This window comes from Pasteurella skyensis (assembly GCF_013377295.1).
Taxonomy (GTDB): Bacteria; Pseudomonadota; Gammaproteobacteria; order Enterobacterales; family Pasteurellaceae; genus Phocoenobacter; species Phocoenobacter skyensis.
On sequence record NZ_CP016180.1, the window covers coordinates 290235 to 312967 of the forward strand.

The 22733-nt window shown below is 33.8% G+C and carries 23 protein-coding genes; 22 read left to right on the top strand and 1 reads right to left on the bottom strand.

Going from position 1 to position 22733, the window contains the following annotated elements:
- Positions 1–37 precede the first annotated feature (37 nt).
- The 22 genes from pssA (at position 38) to mpl (ending at position 21418) form a co-directional block, all read left to right on the top strand.
- Entirely contained in the window at positions 38–1405 is a 1368-nt protein-coding gene (gene pssA, locus A6B44_RS01335) for a CDP-diacylglycerol--serine O-phosphatidyltransferase (protein ID WP_090921615.1), read from the top strand.
- A 33-nt stretch (positions 1406–1438) separates the two neighbouring features.
- Entirely contained in the window at positions 1439–1702 is a 264-nt protein-coding gene (locus tag A6B44_RS01340) for a YfhL family 4Fe-4S dicluster ferredoxin (protein ID WP_090921617.1), read from the top strand.
- A complete protein-coding gene (locus tag A6B44_RS01345) occupies positions 1699–2412 on the top strand; it encodes a ribonuclease T2 family protein (RefSeq protein WP_090921619.1) in 714 nt (237 codons plus the stop codon). Before A6B44_RS01340 ends, A6B44_RS01345 begins: the two co-directional genes overlap by 4 nt.
- A gap of 157 nt (positions 2413–2569) precedes the next feature.
- Entirely contained in the window at positions 2570–4978 is a 2409-nt protein-coding gene (gene glgP, locus A6B44_RS01350) for a glycogen/starch/alpha-glucan family phosphorylase (RefSeq protein ID WP_176673436.1), read from the top strand.
- Between the two features lie 418 nt (positions 4979–5396).
- Positions 5397–5660 (top strand): Flp family type IVb pilin, encoded by a 264-nt coding sequence (locus tag A6B44_RS01355; protein ID WP_090921623.1) that lies wholly within the window; start codon positions 5397–5399, stop codon positions 5658–5660.
- A gap of 78 nt (positions 5661–5738) precedes the next feature.
- On the top strand, positions 5739–6155 hold the full coding sequence (locus A6B44_RS01360) for an A24 family peptidase (protein ID WP_090921625.1): 417 nt from the start codon (positions 5739–5741) through the stop codon (positions 6153–6155).
- Between the two features lie 66 nt (positions 6156–6221).
- Positions 6222–7040, top strand: coding sequence for an SAF domain-containing protein (locus A6B44_RS01365; protein WP_090921627.1), 819 nt, complete (start codon positions 6222–6224; stop codon positions 7038–7040).
- 55 nt (positions 7041–7095) lie between these two features.
- Complete coding sequence (locus A6B44_RS01370; RefSeq protein ID WP_420801017.1) at positions 7096–8406, top strand: type II and III secretion system protein family protein; 1311 nt, start codon at positions 7096–7098, stop codon at positions 8404–8406.
- Positions 8403–8864, top strand: coding sequence for a hypothetical protein (locus A6B44_RS01375; protein ID WP_090921631.1), 462 nt, complete (start codon positions 8403–8405; stop codon positions 8862–8864). Before A6B44_RS01370 ends, A6B44_RS01375 begins: the two co-directional genes overlap by 4 nt.
- A gap of 13 nt (positions 8865–8877) precedes the next feature.
- Entirely contained in the window at positions 8878–9993 is a 1116-nt protein-coding gene (locus A6B44_RS01380) for a CpaE/TadZ family protein (RefSeq protein WP_090921634.1), read from the top strand.
- A gap of 3 nt (positions 9994–9996) precedes the next feature.
- Positions 9997–11283, top strand: coding sequence for a TadA family conjugal transfer-associated ATPase (locus A6B44_RS01385; RefSeq protein ID WP_090921635.1), 1287 nt, complete (start codon positions 9997–9999; stop codon positions 11281–11283).
- Entirely contained in the window at positions 11280–12161 is an 882-nt protein-coding gene (locus tag A6B44_RS01390; RefSeq protein WP_090921637.1) for a type II secretion system F family protein, read from the top strand. Before A6B44_RS01385 ends, A6B44_RS01390 begins: the two co-directional genes overlap by 4 nt.
- Positions 12161–13015, top strand: coding sequence for a type II secretion system F family protein (locus A6B44_RS01395; protein ID WP_090921638.1), 855 nt, complete (start codon positions 12161–12163; stop codon positions 13013–13015). Before A6B44_RS01390 ends, A6B44_RS01395 begins: the two co-directional genes overlap by 1 nt.
- On the top strand, positions 13005–13769 hold the full coding sequence (locus tag A6B44_RS01400; protein ID WP_090921641.1) for a tetratricopeptide repeat protein: 765 nt from the start codon (positions 13005–13007) through the stop codon (positions 13767–13769). The genes A6B44_RS01395 and A6B44_RS01400 overlap by 11 nt, the downstream gene beginning before the upstream one ends.
- Before the next feature lie 25 nt (positions 13770–13794).
- Positions 13795–14367 (top strand): TadE/TadG family type IV pilus assembly protein, encoded by a 573-nt coding sequence (locus tag A6B44_RS01405; RefSeq protein WP_090921643.1) that lies wholly within the window; start codon positions 13795–13797, stop codon positions 14365–14367.
- Positions 14339–14968: a tight adherence pilus pseudopilin TadF gene (gene tadF / locus A6B44_RS01410; protein ID WP_090921645.1), complete on the top strand. Its 630-nt coding sequence runs from the start codon at positions 14339–14341 to the stop codon at positions 14966–14968. Before A6B44_RS01405 ends, tadF begins: the two co-directional genes overlap by 29 nt.
- Before the next feature lie 44 nt (positions 14969–15012).
- A complete protein-coding gene (locus tag A6B44_RS01415; protein ID WP_090921647.1) occupies positions 15013–16713 on the top strand; it encodes a TadE/TadG family type IV pilus assembly protein in 1701 nt (566 codons plus the stop codon).
- A 165-nt stretch (positions 16714–16878) separates the two neighbouring features.
- The gene (gene trmL, locus A6B44_RS01420; protein ID WP_090921649.1) at positions 16879–17358 is read left to right on the top strand and encodes a tRNA (uridine(34)/cytosine(34)/5-carboxymethylaminomethyluridine(34)-2'-O)-methyltransferase TrmL; all 480 of its coding nucleotides are present in this window, start codon (positions 16879–16881) and stop codon (positions 17356–17358) included.
- A 3-nt stretch (positions 17359–17361) separates the two neighbouring features.
- Positions 17362–18552, top strand: a complete 1191-nt coding sequence (locus tag A6B44_RS01425) for a BaiN/RdsA family NAD(P)/FAD-dependent oxidoreductase (RefSeq protein WP_090921651.1) — start codon at positions 17362–17364, stop codon at positions 18550–18552.
- A 43-nt stretch (positions 18553–18595) separates the two neighbouring features.
- The gene (locus A6B44_RS01430; RefSeq protein ID WP_090921653.1) at positions 18596–19231 is read left to right on the top strand and encodes a hypothetical protein; all 636 of its coding nucleotides are present in this window, start codon (positions 18596–18598) and stop codon (positions 19229–19231) included.
- A 3-nt stretch (positions 19232–19234) separates the two neighbouring features.
- Positions 19235–19723, top strand: coding sequence for a SprT family zinc-dependent metalloprotease (locus tag A6B44_RS01435; protein ID WP_090921655.1), 489 nt, complete (start codon positions 19235–19237; stop codon positions 19721–19723).
- A gap of 333 nt (positions 19724–20056) precedes the next feature.
- Positions 20057–21418, top strand: coding sequence for a UDP-N-acetylmuramate:L-alanyl-gamma-D-glutamyl-meso-diaminopimelate ligase (mpl, locus tag A6B44_RS01440; protein WP_090921657.1), 1362 nt, complete (start codon positions 20057–20059; stop codon positions 21416–21418).
- 192 nt (positions 21419–21610) lie between these two features.
- On the opposite strand, the gene A6B44_RS01445 is transcribed toward mpl, so the two are convergent.
- Positions 21611–22702 (bottom strand): Fic family protein, encoded by a 1092-nt coding sequence (locus tag A6B44_RS01445; RefSeq protein ID WP_090921660.1) that lies wholly within the window; start codon positions 22700–22702, stop codon positions 21611–21613.
- Positions 22703–22733 lie beyond the last annotated feature (31 nt).

Genomic DNA, 22733 nt, shown 5'->3' on the forward strand with positions numbered 1-22733 from the left:
AATTTTACAAATATATAATGATTTATTGGAGAGAAAAATGCTTACGTCATTGAAAATAAACAAGGCAAGATCTCACGTAAAAAATTTAGATTACATACCAACAAAGGCTGAAAACATTGAGTTTCTATTAGAAACCCCTCAATTTAAACAGCATATTCTAAATTTAATTCATCAAGCGAAAGAGCGAATTTATATTACCTCCCTCTACTGGGAAAAAGATGAAGCAGGTCAAGAGATTTTAGATGCACTTTATCAAGCAAAATTATCTCGTCCTGAATTAGATATCAAAGTACTGGTTGATTGGCACCGTGCTCAACGAGGACGAATAGGTGAAAAAGAAGCAGGAAGTAATGCTGACTGGTATTATGAAATGCACCAGAAATATGCCAATGATAAACAAAATGAAATTCCTTTTTATGGTGTACCGATAAATAGTAGAGAGCTTTTTGGTGTATTGCATTTAAAAGGTTTAGTCTTTGATGATACCCTGCTTTATAGTGGTGCAAGCATTAATAATGTTTATTTACATCAATTAGATAAATATCGTTGCGATCGTTATCACCAAATTAAAAATCAAGCCTTAACCGATTCAATTGTTCATTTTACTAATGAACATATTTTAAGCCAAGAAGCTGTAAATCGTTTAGATGTATTAGAACGAAGAAAAACCACCGAAATTCGCCCTCAAATAAAAGCATTCCGTAAATATTTAAGTTATCAGCAATATCGACTTCCAAAACCTTATCGAGAAGAGGGATTAGGTTTAGCTTTGTTGTTAGGGTTAAAACGTAAAAAAAATCAATTAAATAAAACCATTGAAGCTCTATTTTGTTTAACAGAACAAAAATTAACAATTTGTACTCCTTATTTTAATTTCCCAATTACTATTAGAAATCGTATTGCGTGGTTATTAAAAGCAGGTAAACAGATTGAGATTGTAGTGGGAGACAAAACAGCCAATGATTTTTATACTAAGCCTGAAGAGAAATTCACTCTAGCTTCTGCATTACCTTATCTTTATGAAAAGAACTTACGTGCTTTTTGTAAGCGTCATCAACGCTACATTGATAATGGGCAATTAATTATTCGTTTATGGAAAAATGAGGAAAATACTTATCACCTTAAAGGCGTGTGGATTGATCATCAATATATTTTATTAACAGGAAATAATTTAAACCCAAGAGCTTGGCGATTAGATGCCGAAAATGCGGTATTAATTTCAGATCCAAAAGAGGAATTAAAACCAAAAGCCGTTCAAGAATTGACAAAAATTCGAGAACATACACAAATTTTAAAACATTATACAGATTTGGAAATGGTGCAAGATTATCCTAAAGATGTACGTAAAGTTTTAAAACGATTTGGTCGTGTTAAGTTAGATAGAGTAATTAAAATGTTACTCTAAGCGGTCACATCGAATCAAAAATTTACAAATTTTATGGCATTATTGATAACAACGAAATGTACGAACTGTGATATGTGTGAGCCTGAATGCCCCAATCAGGCAATCTCAATGGGAGATGAAATTTATGTGATTGATCCTGCACTCTGTACAGAGTGTGTTGGTCATTATGAAGTACCTACCTGTCAAAAGGTATGTCCTATTTCAAATTGCATAAAAAAAGATCCCGATAATGAAGAAACGCAGGAGCAATTATGGGAACGCTTTGTGATGATTCATCATTTTAAGGAAATAGAATGAATAAAACTAAATTAGCAACGACAGTACTGTCTCTCGTTATTGGTGTGGGAGTAATGTTATTTTCAAGTGAAGACAAGGTTCAAGCAAAATCACATCAAAATAATAACTATTCAAAAAGTAAAAGCTATTCGAATAAAAAAGCATATTATGATACGGATATAAGCCGAGATAAATATGGAAAAAATCAGGCTTCGGTTGATTATTATATGTTGGCATTATCGTGGTCACCAGGTTTTTGTGAATATAAAAAGCGCTCTTCTAATGGCAATTTACCAAGAGGTTTAAAATATCAATGTGCTAACCCTCACAAGTTTGGTTGGGTGATTCACGGTTTATGGCCTCAAAATCGTTCGGCTCGTCAAATTGATGAGCATCCTCGTTTTTGCCAAGGTGATTTACCTCCTGTAGATGAAAAAATTCTTGAAAAATATATGAAAGAATCACCGGGTAAAGCTTTATTGCAAGGTGAGTGGGAAAAACACGGTGCTTGTGCATTTAAAAAGCCACAAGATTATTTCAATATGCAACGTGCTTTGTATAATTCGATTAAATTGCCGAATAAAAAATTGAATCGTAAAGCTTTATTTAGTTGGGTTCGTAAAAATAATCCGCAGCTAAGTAGTGTTTATTTAGGTGCTTCTCGCAATGAGCTTTATATTTGTTATAACAAAAAATGGAAGCCAATTAATTGCCCTAAAAGCCGTTATTAATCTTAATAAAAATAAAGGGCAAAGTAGGCGTACTAGTCATCTACTTATTTAATCCCTCCTTATCCTCCTTTGATAGTTTATTCAAGGAGGATTTTTATTTCATAAAGATCTTGAATAATAATTCCGTATTTTATTACTAATTACTTGAGGGGATAGTATGTCTTTCCAACAACAATTTAAAACATTATTTACACAATCATTAGATACGTATTGTAAAGCGCGTTATATCACGCCACAACAATTAACAGAAACACAATGGTATCAATTGATAGCAAAAGTAAGCCAAGAGGCAATTTTGCAAAAAGATGATTACAAGTTACCGCTTGCAGACACACGTCACGTCAATTATCTCTCAATGGAATTTTTAGTGGGACGTCTATTGGGAAATAATTTACAAAATTTAGAACTTTATGATGTTGTTGCAAAAGAAGTTGCACAATATGGTGTGAACTTAGTTGATATTTTAGAACAAGAAACCGATCCTGCATTAGGAAATGGGGGATTAGGACGCTTAGCAGCGTGCTACTTAGACTCAATGGCAAGTCTCGCACAACCTGCAACAGGTTATGGATTGCATTATCAATATGGATTATTTAAACAGTATTTTTCATCAGAAGGTCAACAAAAAGAAGAAGGTGATGCGTGGAATCGTGATTTTTATCCTCAGAAACAACACCATTCAGATTTTGCACAATTAGTTAAATTTGGTGGAGAAGTGACTCCTATTTCACAAGATAAATACCATTGGAAAGCAGAGTGGTACGTGAAAGGAGAAGCCTTTGATTTACCTGTTGTCGGCTATAAAGGTGTTCAACAACCACTTCGCCTATGGCAAGGCTACAGTGAGATTAGCTTTGATTTAGCAAAATTTGATGAAGGGAAATATTTAGAAGCTGAACGTAGAGTGGTTGATGCTTCTAAATTAACTAAAGTTTTGTATCCTAACGATAATCATCAAACAGGTAAAATATTGCGTTTAATGCAGCAATATTTCCACTGTGCGTGTTCTGTTGGTGATATTATCAAACGTCATTTAGCGAAAGGGCGAAAACTTGAACAGTTAGCAGAGTTTGAAGTGATTCAGCTTAATGATACTCACCCTGCTATTGCAATTCCTGAATTAATGCGAGTGCTACTGGACGAATATGATTTCTCATGGCAACAAGCGTGGCAAATTTGCTCAAAAACCTTTGCTTATACTAATCACACTTTATTACCAGAGGCATTAGAGCAATGGGATCAAAACTTACTAGCAAGTTTACTGCCTCGTCACTTTATGATTATAGACCGCATTAATAATGAGTTATATCACCAAGTGAAAGAGCACTTTAATGAAGATGAGTTTTCAGAAATATGGCAACAAACTGCTATTTTATTTGGTTATCGAGTAAGAATGGCCAACCTTTGTGTGGTAGGCTCTTTTGCAGTGAATGGAGTCGCAAAAATTCATTCTGATTTAGTGGTCAGTGATTTATTCCCTGCTTATGCACGCCTATTTAAAGATCGTTTTTATAATGTAACCAATGGTGTAACACCACGCCGTTGGATTCGTCAGGCTAATCCATTATTGAGTCAATTACTTGATCAGCATATTGAAGGGGATTGGACACAAGATTTATCACTATTACAACAAATTGAAAAATTTGCAAAAAGTAAAGAGTTCCAAACAACTTATGCACAAATTAAACAAGCGAATAAAGAGCGCTTAGCGGCTAAAATTAAAGATGAACTAGGGCTTGATGTTGATACAAAGGCTATTTTTGACGTGCAAATTAAACGTTTCCACGAATATAAACGCCAACAACTTAATTTATTAAACATCATTGCAACCTATCAAGAAATTAAAGCTAATCCAACTCAAGAGGTTGTGCCACGAGTCTTTATTTTTGCAGGTAAAGCCGCACCGGGTTATTTTATGGCGAAACAGATCATTTATACGATTAATAATGTAGCAAAAGTGATTAATAATGACCCTGATATGCAAGGTAAGTTACAAGTCATTTTCTTACCTGATTATCGAGTCAGCTTGGCAGAAATCATTATTCCAGCTGCAGATGTATCAGAGCAAATTTCCCTTGCAGGAAAAGAGGCATCTGGAACAGGAAATATGAAATTGGCCTTAAATGGTGCGATTACGTTAGGTACCCTTGATGGTGCAAATGTAGAAATCGCCGATTATGCAGGCAGTGATAATGTGGTGATTTTTGGACACACGGTGGACAGCATTAATCAGGTATTACAACAAGGTTATAACCCTAAAAGCTATTATGAAAGTGATAAGACATTAGCAAAAGCCATTGATGCCTTAACATATGGAACCTTCTCTGAAGGAGATAAAACCTGCTTTAAACCATTGGTGGATGAGCTGCTAAATAATGATCATTTCTGTACCCTTGCAGATTTTGCGAGTTACCGTCTTGCTCAACAAAAAATTGCAAATTTTTATCAAGATCGTACCGCTTGGCTTGAAGCCACTATCTTAAATACAGCTCGACTTGGTATATTTAGTTCAGATCGTTCAATTCAAGATTACCAAGCACAGATTTGGAAAAATCTTCCTCAATAATGATGCGATTTTATGAAAATTCCTTCCCTATCTTTCTCTTTAGGGAAGGAATTATGCATCATTGCTACATTTGTATCCTACCATTTTATGTTGATTTTATAGAAAAATAGCACACTTCTCATTCGTTTTAATAGTCAGTTCGTCGTTTTATTGGTTTGAGGACTTTTGTTAAAAAATGAAATGCTAATTTATTTTTTTATTTTAAATCAATGTGTTACCCATATTTTAAGGGGCGGATAAATTCTATTAAACAAAATAATAATTTAAAATGTGCAACAAATGTTAAATTTGTAATTGACAAAATAATGGGCTGGCGTATTATACAGCACTATTAGTACATTACCCATGCTATTATTGTGTATAAGAGTATGTGTGTTGGTAATTTACTAATATTTTTGTTAACTTTAAGGAGTATAAAATGTTAAACAAGTTAAATAATTTAACTACACAGGCTTATGTTTCAGTAACTGAAGCATATCGCAATTTTAGAGAAGATAACCGTGGTGTAACTGCGATTGAATATGGTCTGATTGCTGTATTTATTGCTGCTTTCGTTATAACTGTATTTAGTAGTGATACTGGTTTTATTGCTCAAATGAAATCTAAATTTACAGAATTAGGTAGTAAGATTTCTTCTGTTGGTTTTAGTAGTACTGCTGCTGGTGGAACAACAGGTGGTTAATAGTTAGTAATACTTTTGTATTATTAATTCAGAGCTTGATCTTTGTGGATCAAGTTCTGAAAAAATAAAGGATTATCAATGATCTTGATTACTATTTTTGTTAGCCTGATTTTAATTTGGATTTCTTGGACAGATATTTCTAGCAGAACAATCAGTAACCAAGCTGTATTGATTTTATTATTGGCATTATTGCCTTTTTGTTGGTTTTTTTATAAACAAGTTTTTATTTTATCAGCAATAGTCACTCTAATTATTGGTTTTCTGTTGTTTATGGGTAAGATTATTGGTGGTGGAGATGTGAAACTTCTCACTGTTTTAATGCTTGCTATTCCTTATGAACAGATCACATCTTTTTTATTTTTAACCAGTTTTTTTGGACTATTGTTAGTAATTGTAGGCTGGATTTGGTTTAGGCAGAATATTAAACAGCAAGGATTGCCTTATGGTGTGGCGATAAGTGTGGGTTTTTTAGCTAATATTTGGCTATATAATTAAGAGTCAATATTATTTGATGTGAGTGCACTTAACTTTATTTTCCATTGAGTATTTGAGGATTTTACTGTGAATTATCGAGTCTTATTTATTATTTCTTTTCTTATTCTAGGTATTGGTTTTGCAGGGTTATTTTTATCTACTGAAGACACGCCAATTGCTCCGGTAAAAACTACTCAAACACAAAATGCTAAATCAGAAGAAAAAACAACACCTAAAGTTACGACAGTTATGATTACGGTGGCAGTGGTAAAAAAAGATCTTGTTAAAGGTCATCTGTTGCAAGAAAGCGATTATCAAATTTCTAATGTACCGTTAAAAATTGTAGAGGGGGAAACCGTTTCTTTACTCGACTACAATTTAAAATCTATCTTTATCAAAGAAAAAGTGAAGACTTTACAAGGTTTTTTATTACAACAAAATGTGGCAAAAGATTCAATTCTTAATCCTTCAGATATACTGTCACCACATTCTCCAGATTTTTTAGTGGCAAGTCTTGAACCTTCTCAGGAAGTCGCATATCAAGTACCAATTCGACAGTCTGACAGTTATTTATTACAAACTATTAAAGGGGGTAATTATGTTTCTATTTATTCTTTTCAAAATAGTTTAGGAAGAGCAAATCAACATCGCAATGATTTAGTTAAGATAATTGATGATTTATTAGTATTACAAATCATTCGATTAAAACAAAATGAAGATGAAACGGAACAATGGCAACAGGATAAGTCGAGTACGGTTGTAGGTTTTATTGCATTAAAAATGACAGCTAAACAAATTAAATTATTATATTCATTGCCGAAAGAGGCTCGTTTAATTTTGTTGCCAGTGGATAAACCTTCATCAAATAAAGCTCGTGGTACATTTATTCGAAAATTAAGAGGTTAGTTTTATGCGTAATATTCTTATTAGCGTTTTATGGGGCATTATCTTTTTATTCCCAATGGAATTAAGTGCTAAAACCTTTTATTTTGAGCAAGGGCAGAGCAAGCATTTTAAATTAAAAGATAAAATTGATACTATTTTTATTTCAGCTCCCGCTATTGCTGATTATGAGATTTTGGATGATAACAGCTTTGTTGTTTATGCTAAAGGGGATGGTTTGACTGAAATTAGTGTATTGGGCATTGATGGGCAGGAGTTAATGTCAGATACTTTTGTAGTAGATGGACCTATTAACGATATAGCGAATGTGAATGATCAGATTAATATCCGTTTTCCAAATAGTAATTTATGGGTGAAAAAAATTGGTAAAGCCTATGTAATTGAAGGTAAAGCAAAGAATGATCGTGAAGCCGAAGAGGTGAATCGTATTGTTGGAGAGGCTGTTGGTGCATCATCACAAAAAATTTCTAAAAGTATAGATGGTCAACCAGCTCCTTTTTTAGATAGCTATAAATATAAGAATGTAATTAATCTTGCTGATTCACAAGAGAGCACTCAAATTAATGTGAAACTAACTGTTGCAGAGGTAAGTAAAAAGTTTACTGAAGAGTTGGGTATCAAATGGGATCATCTACAAGGTTCCGTATTGAAAAATCCTACACGAGGAGTGAATATTCAAGCTGGTTTTAATGGTGCTAGTGGTTTTTTAAAGTTGATTAATGCTGGTAATTTTGGGCTTTTTATCAATGCTCTTAATGATCAGAATAATGGTAAAATTTTGGCAGAGCCGAATATTTCAATGTTATCAGGTGAAACATCTAATCTTTTGGTTGGAGGGCAAGTGCCTTTTGTACAACAGGATAAAGATGGTAAGGCAACGGTGATTTATAAAGATTTTGGAGTTAAGTTAGGTGTAGGGGCTAAACTTCAAAAAAATGATCGAGTACGTCTAATGTTGAAGCAAGAAGTAAGCTCATTAAGTAAATCTTTAAATAATGGGTTTAATGTTCCCTTGATTCATACTCGTCGATCTACTTCTACATTTGAATTAGCTAATGGAGAAAGTTTTATTATTGGTGGATTATATTCTTCTGAAGATTCAGAAGGTTTAGCAAAAGTGCCCTTTTTAGGTGATATTCCAATATTAGGTGCTTTTTTTCGTAATGCAACTACAGATAGAAGAAGTAGAGAGTTAGTGATTGTAGCGACGGTTAACTTTGTTAAACCAGTTCAGGGAGAAGATGTAGTTTACCCAAGTTTTGAGAAAACAGGTACAATGGAACGTTTTTTTAATACTACGCCTATTAAAGATACTTATCATAAAACCTTAACCACTAATTTCTTAAAACGTGGAGGATTTATTCAATGAGAATTATAAAGTTGATGATGACCAGTGTGGTGATGTTGTTTTCTTTAGTCGCAAAAGCTGATCTTGTACTGCCAGTGGATAGTAACTTTGCTCCCGTAGTAAATAAATCTGAACTGTATGTTCTGTTTGATGCTTCAGAAGGAGCAGTACAACAATTAACAAATAATATTCGTCGTAGTATTGGCAGTGATCTAAGTAAACGAGTGACCCTTGTATATGAAAAGCAACAACGAAAAAATGCAGTTAAAATTCGTAAAATATTGCGCCAATTAGGTCTTTCTTCTACACATATCCGTTTGATTAAAAAAAAGAATGCTATTTATCCTCTTTATGCTCAAGTACATAGCATCACAAGAGAAAAAGTAGCTTGTAAATTATATAACCTAGATCAAGTGTTTTTTAATGAACGTCGTTCTTGTGCGGTGGAGAGTAATCAACGTATTCAGTTAAAATATTAGAGGAATAAATGTTATGTTATTGCTGGATAGTGAACAACTAGTTACAGATAGTGCCCATAAAGTTGCTATCATATCTTCATCAAATGCCCTTCAGGAGAAAATATCACAGTTACTACGCTCTCGAGGTATTGAAAATGTAGATATAATTAGGCAGGATTTTCATAGTGAAAAAGTAGTTTTAAATGCAGAAGATACTGTTGGAGTTATAATTGACATTAGTGATGAATCTGATGTCAATATTATTACAGAATATGTTAATGCAGTAATTCCCAAGCAAATGTGGTGCTGTTTAGTTGGGCATAGTGACTCTATTTCTCTTGCTCAAAAATTAATGGATAAGAATATTTTATACTTTCATAGTGAGCTACAATTAAATTTGATGATGGATAAAATTACTTCTTCTACATTGACGGTTTCTCAAACCCGACATACAGTAAAAGTGTGTGTGTTAGGGTGTAAAGGAGGGGTTGGAAGTAGCTTTATTAGTGCTCATCTTGCTCATCAAATTAGCAATTATAAAAAAGTACCAGTATTGTTAGCTCAAGGTAAGAATGGAACACAGGATTTAGATTTATTATTTAATAAAAAATTACAAGGAGATATAGTTGAATATAACCAGTATTTAGATATTTTTAGTGGTAATATTGAACGATTGCCTCTATCAGATACTGAAAAATATAATTTTATTGTTTACGATCAACCTATTTTTAATGTAGATAAAGATAATTTTGTTGATTTCTTCGAGTACAGTAATAGCTTTGTTTTGGTAGTTGAGCGTAGTGTTAATTCGTTACGTATTGCAAAACAATTTCTTGATTTATGTAGTCGGGAACGTGGTAATGGTCATTTGATTCGTACTTTTGTTTGTGTTTCTGATAGTAAATTAGAACTATCAAAGCAGATGGCAAAAGCTGATATTGAAACCTTACTTGGCTATCCAGTTGATGCTGTTATTCCATTTTTGAGAAAAAGCACTGCAAAGGATGTACTTTCTGTTAAATTGTCACGAGGAACATTAAGAATTTTCAAAAAATTGGCGATGAGAATTATCGGAGTGTTATCTCGTCAAGCGATGAAAGAAAGAAAAAGTTTGTTTAAAGCCATTTTCAAAAAAATACTGAGTAACTAGTGTATGTTAACAAAAGAACAACAAATATTTTTTCGGGAAGAAATTTTAAGTAACCTAGATATAGAAAAGCTCGATCTGGTTAGAGATAGAAGAGATAAATTGATTGATGAATTGGTACAAGTCGTTCATCAAGTAACAGCCAAGACTAAGAATTATCTTACCGGTGCAGATGTCAATTTAATGGCAGAAATGATTGCTGATGAAATTCTTGGCTATGGTCCTTTGCGGGAGTTGATGGAAGATGATGGTATTAATGATATTTTAGTTAATGGTCCAGATGATGTGTGGGTTGAGCGAGCAGGCATTTTAGAAAAAACCAATAAAACATTTATTAATAATGAGCAATTGACTGATATTGCTCGTCGTTTGGTTTCCTTAGTTGGACGTCGTATTGATGATAGTTCTCCGCTTGTGGATTCTCGTTTACCAGATGGTAGCCGTTTAAATGTAGTGGTGCCTCCAATTGCGTTAGATGGGACATCTATATCAATTCGTAAGTTTAGTAAGGCTAAAAAATCGTTACAAGAATTAGTTGGCTTTGGTTCAATGACATTGCAAATGGCTAACTTTTTGATTATTGCAGCACGTTCTAGGGTTAATATTATTGTTTCTGGTGGTACTGGTTCAGGGAAAACAACCTTATTGAATGCTTTGTCTAGCTATATTTCTCATACAGAGCGGGTGATTACATTAGAAGATACGGCAGAGTTAAAATTAGACCAGCCTCACGTAGTAAGACTTGAAACAAGGGTTGCAGGGGTTGAGCATACTGGGGAAGTTTCGATGCAGGATTTAGTTATTAATGCGTTGCGTATGCGTCCAGAACGAATTATCGTGGGAGAGTGTCGTGGTGCAGAGGCTTTTCAAATGCTACAAGCAATGAATACTGGACACGATGGTTCAATGTCTACTTTGCATGCCAATAATCCGAGGGATGCGCTTGCTCGTCTTGAGTCAATGGTAATGATGTCCAATGCAAATTTACCACTTGAGGCCATTCGCCGTAATATTTCTTCTGCAGTTAATATCATTGTCCAAGCTTCTCGTTTAAATGATGGTTCAAGAAAGGTAACTAATATTACTGAAGTTATGGGGATGGAAAGTGGGCAAGTAGTATTACAGGATATTTTTTCTTACCAGCCAACTAGAGAGCGCACTGTAGAAGGGAAAATTATTGGTAATTTTGTATCGCATGGTTTGTTATCTCACTCTATTGTTGCTCAAAATGCTCAGATATTTAATTTAAGTGCTGAACTACAAAGCCTCTTTGCAGGAGATGTAGAGCAATGATTTTGTATTATTTAATTTTTACTTTTGGGGTGTTGTTGATTGTTTATACAACAATCAATTTCTTTACTACTAAAAAGAAAATTAATGCAATAGATAGTAGTCCTAGCTCTTTGGCTTCATTTTGGAAAAAGTTAGTAGCAAACTTGGTGTTATGGAAATTTTATTTTGTAGGAGGAAAACCACAAAATTTGATACGTAATGTTTTTATTAGTTGTATTATTTTTCTTGCTGGTTTTTATGTTAATTATGCTTATATCAAATTAGATCGTAATATATTTATACCATTATTTTTTATAATAATGATTATTGTTGTTTGGAAATGGGGACAGAGGCGTAATCGTATTATTTTTGAGAATTCTTTTCCAGAAGTTATTCAAATATTAAATAGTGCAACTACGGCTGGAGCTGGTCTGTTACAAGCGTTAGAACGTTGTGGTAAAGATATTTCTGGTCAATTAGGCGATGAGTTTAAAAAAATAAATAAGCGATTGGCAATTGGAGAAGATGCCTCTTCTGTACTTGAGGATAGTTATACACGTTATCCTTATAAAGAATTTTATTTCTTTATTATTATTATAAGAGTCAATCTTGAAAAAGGTGGGCAAATGAGGGAAGTTATTAGTCGTTTAGGACGAGTGATTGCAGATAGTCGGAAAATGGAGCAGAAAAAGAAAGCGATGACATCAGAAGCTCGTATTTCTGCAATGATTGTTTCTTCTTTCCCTTTTTGCTTTTTCATTTTTATGAAAATGATGATGCCAGAAAATTTTGATTTTGTAATTAATGATCCTAATGGTCGTATTATCCTCTATTATGTATTGGGCAGTGAGTTTGTGGGTATCTTCATTGTTTGGTGGTTGATGAGGAGAGCAACTTAATGAAGCCAATCTTATTGTTTTATATTTCTTTTTTGTGTATTGGCATTATGCTCCTTGTATTTGCTTTTTTAGGAAAAAATAAACTACAACACCAAAAAGATCTGCTTACTGGAATTCACCCAAAGGAAAAAACTAAAGAAGAGCAAAAAAATAAAAAAAATAAACAACAAGCAGAAATGGAGTTATTGCTTATTAATAGTAGTAGTTTATTGAAAAAACTGGGGGATTTGGATAAAAATATTGTATTAAAGTTGTTGATCACATCCAGTATATTTGGAGTTTACTATTTTTTGCAACAAGGAGGTGAATCAACAGATCTTTTTATGGTGTTTGCAGGTATTTTTATTGTAGTCATATTAATTCCTAATATAGTGAGCGGGGTAATTTTAAAGAAAAAAATTAAGTTAATTATGGTCGATTTACCTAATTTTATTGATTTGGTTGCAGTATGTGTTCAGACAGGTATGACAATTGATATGGCATTGAAACAAGTTGCAAAGGACTTTAAAAGGCTCAATCCTGATTTGGCTTACGTTATGTTGCGTATTATTCGCAAAGCTGAAATTACCAGTTTGAGTGCAGCATTAGATGAATTAGCGATTTCGTTACCAACAAGAGAAATTCGAATGTTTACTACGGTATTACAGCAAAGTTTAAATTTTGGTTCTTCTATTTATGGGCAGTTGATTCAGTTATCTACAGATATTCGGGAATTGCAATTACTGGCTATTGAGGAGCGCTTAGGAACTCTTTCAGCTAAAATGAGTATTCCTCTTATCGCTTTTATTATGTTTCCTATTGTAATTTTAATTTTAGCCCCAGGGGCAATGAGGGTTCTTGCAAATGTATTTTAAAAAAATAATAGCTATATTCACGATTCTTATGTTAAGTGGCTGTGTGGGTTTGAAACAGCATTCACGAAAGGCTCAACATCTCACTCCTGATAATATTTTTTCTAAAGAAAAGTTATATCAGTCCACATCAAATTATGATGGCTTAATTTCTCTTTATCGAGCTGTGTTAAAGAATCAAGAAGATGCGAAAATTCGTTATAAATTAGCTGATAGTTATTACCAAAAAGGCGATAGTGCTTCAGCATTACTTTATTTACAGCCATTACTCAAAAATCCTAAAATAATGGAAGCAGCAATGTTGCTACAGGTAAAAAGTCTTGTACAACAAAGAGGATATCATAAGGCGGTAATAGAGGCGAATAAGCTGATGAAACGCTTTCCTCGTAATCCAAATATTTATAATGCAAGGGGAATTGCATTGGCTCATTTAGGAAAATTAGACCAAGCAGAGCAGGATTTTATGAAAGCTCGAGAACGTTTTTTAAATGACACAACGGCACTGAATAATCTTGCAATGTTAAAGATTATTAAAGGAGAATATCGTAATGCTGTGCAATTATTGTTACCTCAATATTTGGGTGGGCAGAAGCAACAACATTTAATTTATAATCTTGTTTTTGCATTAGTAAAATCAGGTGACACTAAATATGCTTTTGATATTATCAAAAGAGAGCAGTTAAACACTTCTCCAGAAAGTCTTGTGACAGCATTGAGAAGAACACAAATAGCCTCTACAAGGTTAATGGTTCATTAATAATAGTCTATAGGGAGATGATACAATGGGTCAATTACCTCAAAAATTATATAACTTTTTTACTAATAAAAAAGGGGTGTCTAGTGTTGAATTTACTCTTACTATTGGTTTTTTCTTTACAGTAGTGTTTTTGATTTTTGAATTTGGTCGTATTGCATTATTATCTGCTTATTGGGATTTAACTATTTCTGAAGGTATTCGTTTAACGAGAAGTCAGCCTGCTCCTGATGGTGATTATGCGAAGTTACTCAAAAAAGAGTTGATTAAACAACATCAATTAAGGGAAGGCCATAATATGGCATTATTTGTACCAGAGAATATTTCTATTGATGTTAAAGTAAACTATGCTGATTCAATTGATGATTTAATCAAGGGATTTGAGGGAAAAACTGGAGGATTTAGAGCTCCTAAAAAAGATGGTGAGGGAAATTTGATTCCAGCGGCAGGGATAGATGCATCAATTGCAAATTATCATTTAGAATATAAATATAAATTTCTGGTTGGGTTACCTTTTTTGGGGCCTATGGTAGACTCTCTCTTCACTCGTGATATTGTTATGGTACAAGAATATGAAAGAACACAATTTAAAGAAAAGTAATCCACTGAGGTTGTTTGTTAAAAACAGTAAGGGAGCGGTGGCAATTGAATTTGTATTTATGATTATTTTGTTGACGCTGATGTTGGCGTTTATGGTGGATCTTGCATTGTTGCGTTCTAATCTTGGTAAATTAGATAATATGTCTTATTCTTTGGTTAATGTATTACGAGAACGAACCCAGTTATATGGAAAAGGTAATGAAGGTTTAGCCGAGACTCGAAATGTGGGCGGAAAAAGTAGAAATAGAGATGTAACAAATTTTCGAAAATTAGCAAAGTATATGGCATTTGGAGATACACAAAGTGATAGTGAGATTTTTGTAGTACTAGAATCACTACAATTTAGGCGTAGTGATCCTACTAAAAAACCACTTCCAATTTATAAAAAATTGGGAGATGTAGAGCAGTGTGCTCCAGTAAAAGAGTTGAATGCTTTACAAGCAATAGCACCACGTTCAGAAATTGATGAAAAGCGAACTATTCCTCTTTATCAAGTAACTGTTTGTCTTAAAACTTATAGTGTTTTTAGGGCAATTGTATTAGACGAATCTGAGCAATCAGGTCGTTTATTACGTTCTTCTTCTGTTGCAGTAGCTCGTTGATTGGGTTGTCGATAGATGAAAAATTAATAATGAAGGAGCAATCAATGAATATAGCTTATAAGTTTATCCTACATAGTAGAAATATACTTTTGCAATTTTGGAGAAATGAGCAAGGGGTATATACGGTGATGATGTCCGTTTTGAGTTTTGTGCTTTTAGGCTTTATGGCTCTAGTTGTTGATGGATCGGGTATTTTATTAGATAAAGTTCGTTTTACACAAGGAATGGAGCAAGCTGGCTTGTTAGTTATTGCAGAGAATAATATAGGCCGTCCAACTTTAGAACACATAGCAGTTACTCGTCAAGCAGTGAGTGAAGAAGAGATCAAGCAATTTAATAATAATGAATTAAAAGCAAAGCAAGATAAGCGCAATAGAGAGATGATTACCTCGATCGTACGGAGTTATATGCCATTGGTTTATAATTCGGAAGGTAATCAAGTTAATGACGAATTTGAGTATACTTGTAATAGATTAAAGAATTCTAAATCAGTTATTTGTAATATTCAAGGTAGCTTTGATCGACCATCTTGGGTTTATCTTGGTAAAGATTTTGGTTTAACTTTTGCACAAACCGTTAAAGTTGATGCTGCTAATACGCTTTATATGATGAAAACGCGTAATGAAATTCCTCCTACTGATTTAATGCTTGTGATGGATCTATCTGGTTCTATGGGGTATCGAACACCATCAATGCCATCTTTTACAAAAATGCAAGTTTTACAACAAGTATTAAATGAGCTTTCACAAGAGTTCTTAGACCCTAAACATTTTTATAAGACAAGTGCTTATAATCGTATTGGCTTTACGTTTTTTTCTCTTGGAGTGCAGAGACCAGAGGAAACTCCAAAATGTGTATTACCATATAAATTTATAGGAGATGCATATAGAAAGAGACATATAAAAGTAACAGCGTCCCCTTTTATAGAGGATACTAATTCTTTTGGCTCTAGGATTGATCTTGATGTTATTTGGAGTGATTTAGAGATTCTCAGAAGAAAAATAACTTGGTATCAAGATCCTATGTATCAAGATGGTGATGGAAAGAAATATAAAATATGGAATATGCCTTCCAGTATCTCTAGAATACTTAATGAAGCGGTAGATTATTCTGGTTCCATTAATATGATCAATTCTTTTACTGGTGAAAGCATAGGAGAAGACTTCCCTATTTTTGACAAAAATCGATATTGTTTAGGTAAAACAAAAGATATTAATACTACACAAGTTTGGTTTAAATATAAGGAAAATACTAAATTAATGAATATTCTTGATTCAATAGTTCCTCACCCTATATCAGAAACACTTGCTAGTTCTGGATTATTAATTACCCCTAATTTAATGATGAAGAAAAATTTAGATCCCAAAGCATTACCTGAAAATTTAGGAACCAATACACAACGAACGATCGTTATTTTTTCAGATGGGGTTGAATCCGTTCCTGGTGCAAGTTCCAAAGTAACTGCTAGGTTAATAAATAATGGTTTGTGTGATAGGATTCGTGAAAAAATTGATACTTTGCAAGATAATAATTTTCCATTGAAAAAAACAAAAATAGCTTTTGTTGCGTTTGCTTATTCAACATCTAATGCATCTATTGGTGCTACAGCAACTTGGAAAAAATGTGTTGGAAGTGAGAATTTTTATAAAGCGAGTAATAAAGATGAATTGTTAGAAGCTTTTCGCCATATTTCGCTTGTTAACGAAGAGGTTGGGCATAGCACTAATGATGGTACTATAAAGTAATAATTAGAAGAATTATAGCTAGAATACGGTAAGTTTGTTGAAAATTTACCGTATTTTTTATTTCAATTTATAATCTAACTTATATTACGATAATGGCGTTGATTCTGTTACTTTATCTGGGTAAAATCATTCGTTGAATAACATAAATATATCAAAGAGAAAATAATGTTAGATATCGTTTTATTTGAACCTGAAATTCCACAAAATAGTGGTAATATTATCCGTTTGTGTGCCAATGCTGGTTTTCGTTTACATATGATTGAACCCTTTGGTTTTACGTGGGATGATAAAAAATTACGCCGTAGTGGGTTGGACTATCGGGAATTTGTGGATATTCAAAGATATACTTCCTTTGATGATTTTATGGTGCGAGCCAAACCTAAACGTCTATTTGCTTTAACCACTAAAGGTGAACCAAATCATAGTGATGTAAACTATGAATTGGGTGATTTTTTGATGTTTGGTCCTGAAAGTCGTGGCATTCCAAAAGCAATTTTAGATGGCTTACCAATGAACCAAAAAATCCGCATTCCAATGTGTAAAGACAGTCGTAGTATGAACTTATCAAATTCTGTTTCTGTTGTGGTATATGAAGCGTGGCGACAGTTTGGGTATCAAAATTGTGTTCCAAGACAGGATATTTAATTGATGAAAAATGTTGATGTCGTCATTATCGGTGCAGGTGCAGCAGGGCTTTTTTGTGCCAGTCAGCTAGGGCAAGGGGGCAAATCGGTCGTTGTGCTAGATAATGGCAAAAAATTAGGACGCAAAATCTTGATGTCTGGTGGTGGAAATTGTAATTTTACCAATATGGAAATTTCACCACACCACTATCTGTGCCAAAATCCTCACTTTGTAAAATCAGCACTTGCTCGTTATACCCAGTGGGATTTTATCTCAATGGTGGTAAGTTACAGCATTTCCTATCACGAAAAAGAGCTAGGACAACTGTTTTGTGATGATGGCGCAGAGCAGATTGTGGCAATGTTGAAAGCAGAATGCGATAAAAGTGGTAATGTTAATATTCAATTAAGACAAGCGGTCACATCTTTAGAAAAATTTGCAAATTTTTATCATATTCGTACCGCTAGTGACACTTATCAAACAGAAAATGTGGTTATCGCAACAGGTGGCTTATCAATGCCAGCATTGGGTGCGACACCTTTTGGGTATCAAATAGCCGAGCAGTTTAATATTCCTGTTTTAGCACCTCGTGCTAGTCTTGTTCCTTTTACTTATAAAGAAAAAGATAAAGTATTGATTGCCCTTTCAGGAATTGCGTTACCTGTTACTGCAACTTGTGGTGAGCAATCTTTTTCAAACCAAATGTTATTTACCCATCGTGGATTATCAGGCCCTGCAATGTTACAAATTTCTAACTATTGGGAATTGGGCGAAAGTGTCGAAATTGATTTATTACCGACTGCATCTATTTTTGATATTTTAAGCGAACTTCGTCAATCTTCGCCGAAATTACAATTAAAAAGCGTGTTGTGTCGCCATCTTCCTAAAAAATTAGTTGAACTATGGTTTGAACAAAAATTATTAAAAGAAAAAATCATTGCGGATTTAAGTAAGGTGGAATTAACTCATTTAGAGCCATTTATTCATCATTGGCAATTTGTTCCAAATGGTACAGAAGGTTATCGCACCGCCGAAGTGACGAAAGGGGGCGTGGATACCAATTTTATCTCATCAAAAACAATGGAAGCGAAACAAACAAAAGGGCTTTATTTTATTGGTGAAGTGCTTGATGTAACGGGCTGGCTCGGTGGATATAATTTTCAATGGGCGTGGTCGTCAGCGTTTGCTTGTGCGACAGGAATTTTAGAGCATTAAATTTATTGTAAACATATTAATACGTTAAACATAGGAGTATGAAATGTTGAAACAAATTAAATATTGTATAGTCATTCTTTCTATATTTTGTTCACAAATGAGTTTTGCTACTGCAATAACTGATGTTAATCAATTAGGTCAAAAAATGATGAGTTTTTATCAAAATCCACAACAGCAACGTTTTGATGAAATACAGCAAGGTATGATGGCTTTATATGGAAAGACCACTAAAATTCCTATTATGGTAGTGTGGGCTAATGCTGTTTCACAAAAATATGGTTGGAAAATTAATCAAGATTTTTATCCAGAATTAGTGAAACAATTACGGAATTCTCAGTCAGAATTTAGTCAATTTGTAGCAAATGATGAAATTGTCGTTTCTATGAAGTTGGATATATGGTGGTCTAGCTTTTTTGCAACTGGCGAAGATAAATATGTAAGAAAAATTTTTGATCAAGCAATTAAATTTAAAGAAGTTAAGCAATATCTTGATAATAAAAAGACACAAACTAATCAAGATGCATTTTATTTGATGACTCTTTTTTCTGCTGATTGGTCATTCAAGGCTAATTGTAAACATCATAAAAAAATTCGCACATTTGCTCATAAGTGGCAACGAGAAAAAAGCCTAACAACAGAAGCAAAGCAATTACTGGCTACTTGTATAAATAGCAATTAAATAATGACAGAATTGCGAATATTAAAAATACAAGTTCAGCGTAAATTAAAGCAAACATTAGCTTTAGCCAATACGTATTTTGAGAAAGAATTTATTACACCGCAGGTGAATTACAAGGTGCGTGGTGCAAAGGCGGGTGTGGCATATTTACAACGCAATGAAATTCGCTTTAATCCTGTTTTATTACAAGAAAACAGCGATGAGTTTATCAAAAATGTCGTGCCACACGAATTAGCGCATATTATTGTTTATCAACAGTTCGGTAAAGTAAAACCACACGGCAAAGAGTGGCAAGGCGTAATGGAGCAGGTTTTTGGTGTGCCAGCAGAAACCTGCCATCAATTTGAATTAGGTTCAGTTAGGCAAACTTTTCAATATAAGTGTGCTTGCCAAATTCATTTACTAACTGTAAAACGCCATAATGCGATACAGCAAAAAGGGCGAAGTTATATTTGTAGGAAGTGTAAACATAAATTGGAGTTAAGCCACTAATCAGAAAAGGTGTTTGGTATAAAAGTACTTATGCTTCGACAGGCTCAGCAATCGTACTTTTATATTTGATAAGCTCAGTGATCGGTGCTGAGATATTGTAGCAATAGATTAGTTATCCGTTTCGGCTTTCTAAACTCGGTTATTGAGCCTGTCGAAATATCGAAGGGGAGAAACGTTCACTGAATTAAAATAGTGTAAAACACCTTACACTTCGATGGTTCGACAAGCTCACCAACCGCAGACTCAGTGAGCGGTGTTGAGATATTATAGCAAGAAACAAGCGGTTATATTTAGAACAAAATTTACAAGTTTTTATAAAATCAGGAATTTAAAATGAAACAACAACATATTCATATTTTAGGTATTTGTGGCACTTTTATGGGAGGGATTGCAATTATCGCTCGTGAACTGGGCTATAAGGTTACTGGTTCAGATACCAACGTTTATCCGCCGATGAGTACTTTTTTGGAGAAAAGTGGTATTGAGATTATTCCTAATTATGATGTGGCACAGCTTGATCCAAAGCCAGATATGGTGATTATCGGTAATGCAATGCGTCGTGGCAATCCTTGCGTGGAATATGTGTTAAATAATCAATTGAATTTTACCTCTGCACCACAGTGGCTACACGATCATTTATTAAAAGATCGTTGGGTGTTGGCAGTGTCAGGCACGCACGGTAAAACGACGACAACGGGAATGTTAGCGTGGATTTTAGATAAAAATGGTATTGATACAGGCTTTTTAGTGGGGGGAATTGCAGGAAATTTTGGGATTTCAGCACGTTTAGGATCAAGCAAATTCTTTGTAATTGAAGCCGATGAATATGACAGTGCCTTTTTTGATAAACGCTCTAAATTTGTACATTACAATCCAAAAACCTTAATCGTGAATAATTTAGAATTTGATCACGCTGATATTTTTGATGATTTGAAAGCGATTCAGCGACAATTTCATCATATGGTACGAGCAATGCCACAAAATGGCGTGATTTTATCTCATAAAGAGGAACAAAATGTTCAGCAAATGTTGGATATGGGAAACTACAGTGCATTGCAATTTGTGGGCAAAGAACAAGATTGGTATGCTGAACCATTGAACCAAGATTATTCGCATTTTGCGGTTTATCATAAGCAACAAAAACAGGGCGAAGTGCAGTGGAACGTGGTGGGAAAACACAATATGCACAATGCGTTAATGGCGATTGCGAGTAGTCATCACGCAGGTGTTAGTGTGGTTGATGCTTGTAATGCGTTGGGATCTTTTGTGAATGCTAACCGTCGTTTGGAGGTAAAAGGACAAGTGAATGGTGTCACGGTTTATGATGATTTTGCCCATCACCCAACAGCGATCAAATCGACCATTGAGGCGTTGCGAGGAAAAGTGGGTAAAGAGCAACGTATTTTAGCGGTGTTAGAGCCACGTTCAAATACGATGAAAATGGGCGTGCATAAAGATGAGATCGCACCAGCATTGGCGAACGCTGACCAAGTTTTTATCTTACAACCTGATAATATTGATTGGAGCGTTGAGCAGATCACAAAAAACCTTACACAGTCCGCACAATGGAGTGCAGATTTAGATGAATTAGTACAGATGATTATTGCACAAACCAAGCCAACGGATCATATTTTAGTAATGAGTAATGGTGCTTTTGGTGGTATTCATAAGAAGCTATTGGAAGCGTTGGGATAACTTGTGGATTTTGATGTAAGCGGTAAGATAAAATCACTTTTTTGCAAATTTTTTATTCAAAATCTTACCGCTTATTATTTTTCTAAATCTTTCTCCCAATTCCTTTAAATTTTTCTATAAAAGCAGAAATTTTCTGGAAGACTCTTTGTTTATTGGTTAAATGTTGCAGATTGAGTCTGTTTATTTTCTCATTTAATATTTGATAAATAGATCAAATAAAGCGTAGTTGATATAAAAATTTTCTCGCCCAATTTTTTCTTTTTTCAATAATCCAATTCGGCATAATTCATCAAGGTAACGCTTTGCTGTTTTATCACTGACACCAAGATGATTTTGAATAAAGGCTATTTTTGAATAAGGGTGCATAAATAATTGATTGAGCAAATCTTGGCTATAAATTTTCGGTAATTCACTGCGGAATTGATTTTTGAAATTTTGCATTAAAATTTTAATTTGTTTGACTAATTCAATGGTTGATTGAGCTGTTTCAATAATTGCATTAAGGATATATTGCACCCAATCTTCCCAGTTTTGAGAATCTCTAACTGCTTGTAAAAGAGTATAATAGTCTGATTTATTTTCAATAAGGTAGCGACTTAAATATAATATTGGAATATCTAATAAATTTTCCTTTACAAGATAAAGAATATTTAAAATTCGTCCAGTTCTGCCATTACCATCATAAAAAGGGTGAATACTTTCAAATTGATGGTGAATAATCGCCATTTTAGTTAAAGGATCAAGTTCAAAGCGATCTTCTGTATTGATAAATTCAATCAAATTTTCCATCAATAGGATAATATCATTTTTATGTTGTGGTGGCGTATAAACAGTTTTGCCTGTATAGGCGTTTTTTAATGCTGTTCCTGATATGGCACGTAGACCTGCATTATTATGCTCTAATTGTTCTTGAACCATCAAAAGTGTGTTGAGACGAATAATTTGTTCTTGTTTAATGAGATTAAATCCACTGTTTAACGCATAACTGTAGCGTTGTACTTCTTTAACCGCAGGATTGAATGTGGAAAATTCTGATAAATCTGCTTGGTAAAGTTCATCTTGCGTTGTAATAATATTTTCAATTTCACTACTGTGTTTAGCTTCTTGTAGAGAGAGTGTATTAATTAAAATAGTTTGATTAGGAATAGACTGCACAACCCCTTTTAACTCTGCAAGAGAACGGTGTGCTATCGCAAGTTTTTTTAATATTGCTTTTGTTTCAATTTTCTCAAAAATTTCATCAAAGGGTAATGGTTTTACTGGACAATCAGGGGTTAAATTCATATCTTTTCCTAAAATTATATATTTCTTCCTA

Excerpts from the sequence above, each read along its gene's own strand:
- A6B44_RS01430 (WP_090921653.1), top strand. The coding sequence starts at position 18,596 with ATGTTGAAACAAATTAAATATTGTATAGTCATTCTTTCTATATTTTGT.
- A6B44_RS01340 (WP_090921617.1), top strand. The coding sequence starts at position 1,439 with ATGGCATTATTGATAACAACGAAATGTACGAACTGTGATATGTGTGAG.
- A6B44_RS01360 (WP_090921625.1), top strand. The coding sequence starts at position 5,739 with ATGATCTTGATTACTATTTTTGTTAGCCTGATTTTAATTTGGATTTCT.
- glgP (WP_176673436.1), top strand. The coding sequence starts at position 2,570 with ATGTCTTTCCAACAACAATTTAAAACATTATTTACACAATCATTAGAT.
- A6B44_RS01415 (WP_090921647.1), top strand. The coding sequence starts at position 15,013 with ATGAATATAGCTTATAAGTTTATCCTACATAGTAGAAATATACTTTTG.
- A6B44_RS01345 (WP_090921619.1), top strand. The coding sequence starts at position 1,699 with ATGAATAAAACTAAATTAGCAACGACAGTACTGTCTCTCGTTATTGGT.
- A6B44_RS01380 (WP_090921634.1), top strand. The coding sequence starts at position 8,878 with ATGTTATTGCTGGATAGTGAACAACTAGTTACAGATAGTGCCCATAAA.
- A6B44_RS01385 (WP_090921635.1), top strand. The coding sequence starts at position 9,997 with ATGTTAACAAAAGAACAACAAATATTTTTTCGGGAAGAAATTTTAAGT.
- A6B44_RS01425 (WP_090921651.1), top strand. The coding sequence starts at position 17,362 with ATGAAAAATGTTGATGTCGTCATTATCGGTGCAGGTGCAGCAGGGCTT.
- pssA (WP_090921615.1), top strand. The coding sequence starts at position 38 with ATGCTTACGTCATTGAAAATAAACAAGGCAAGATCTCACGTAAAAAAT.
- A6B44_RS01435 (WP_090921655.1), top strand. The coding sequence starts at position 19,235 with ATGACAGAATTGCGAATATTAAAAATACAAGTTCAGCGTAAATTAAAG.
- tadF (WP_090921645.1), top strand. The coding sequence starts at position 14,339 with ATGAAAGAACACAATTTAAAGAAAAGTAATCCACTGAGGTTGTTTGTT.
- A6B44_RS01390 (WP_090921637.1), top strand. The coding sequence starts at position 11,280 with ATGATTTTGTATTATTTAATTTTTACTTTTGGGGTGTTGTTGATTGTT.
- A6B44_RS01405 (WP_090921643.1), top strand. The coding sequence starts at position 13,795 with ATGGGTCAATTACCTCAAAAATTATATAACTTTTTTACTAATAAAAAA.
- A6B44_RS01400 (WP_090921641.1), top strand. The coding sequence starts at position 13,005 with ATGTATTTTAAAAAAATAATAGCTATATTCACGATTCTTATGTTAAGT.
- A6B44_RS01375 (WP_090921631.1), top strand. The coding sequence starts at position 8,403 with ATGAGAATTATAAAGTTGATGATGACCAGTGTGGTGATGTTGTTTTCT.
- A6B44_RS01445 (WP_090921660.1), bottom strand. The coding sequence starts at position 22,702 with ATGAATTTAACCCCTGATTGTCCAGTAAAACCATTACCCTTTGATGAA.
- mpl (WP_090921657.1), top strand. The coding sequence starts at position 20,057 with ATGAAACAACAACATATTCATATTTTAGGTATTTGTGGCACTTTTATG.
- A6B44_RS01355 (WP_090921623.1), top strand. The coding sequence starts at position 5,397 with ATGTTAAACAAGTTAAATAATTTAACTACACAGGCTTATGTTTCAGTA.
- A6B44_RS01395 (WP_090921638.1), top strand. The coding sequence starts at position 12,161 with ATGAAGCCAATCTTATTGTTTTATATTTCTTTTTTGTGTATTGGCATT.
- A6B44_RS01370 (WP_420801017.1), top strand. The coding sequence starts at position 7,096 with ATGGAATTAAGTGCTAAAACCTTTTATTTTGAGCAAGGGCAGAGCAAG.
- trmL (WP_090921649.1), top strand. The coding sequence starts at position 16,879 with ATGTTAGATATCGTTTTATTTGAACCTGAAATTCCACAAAATAGTGGT.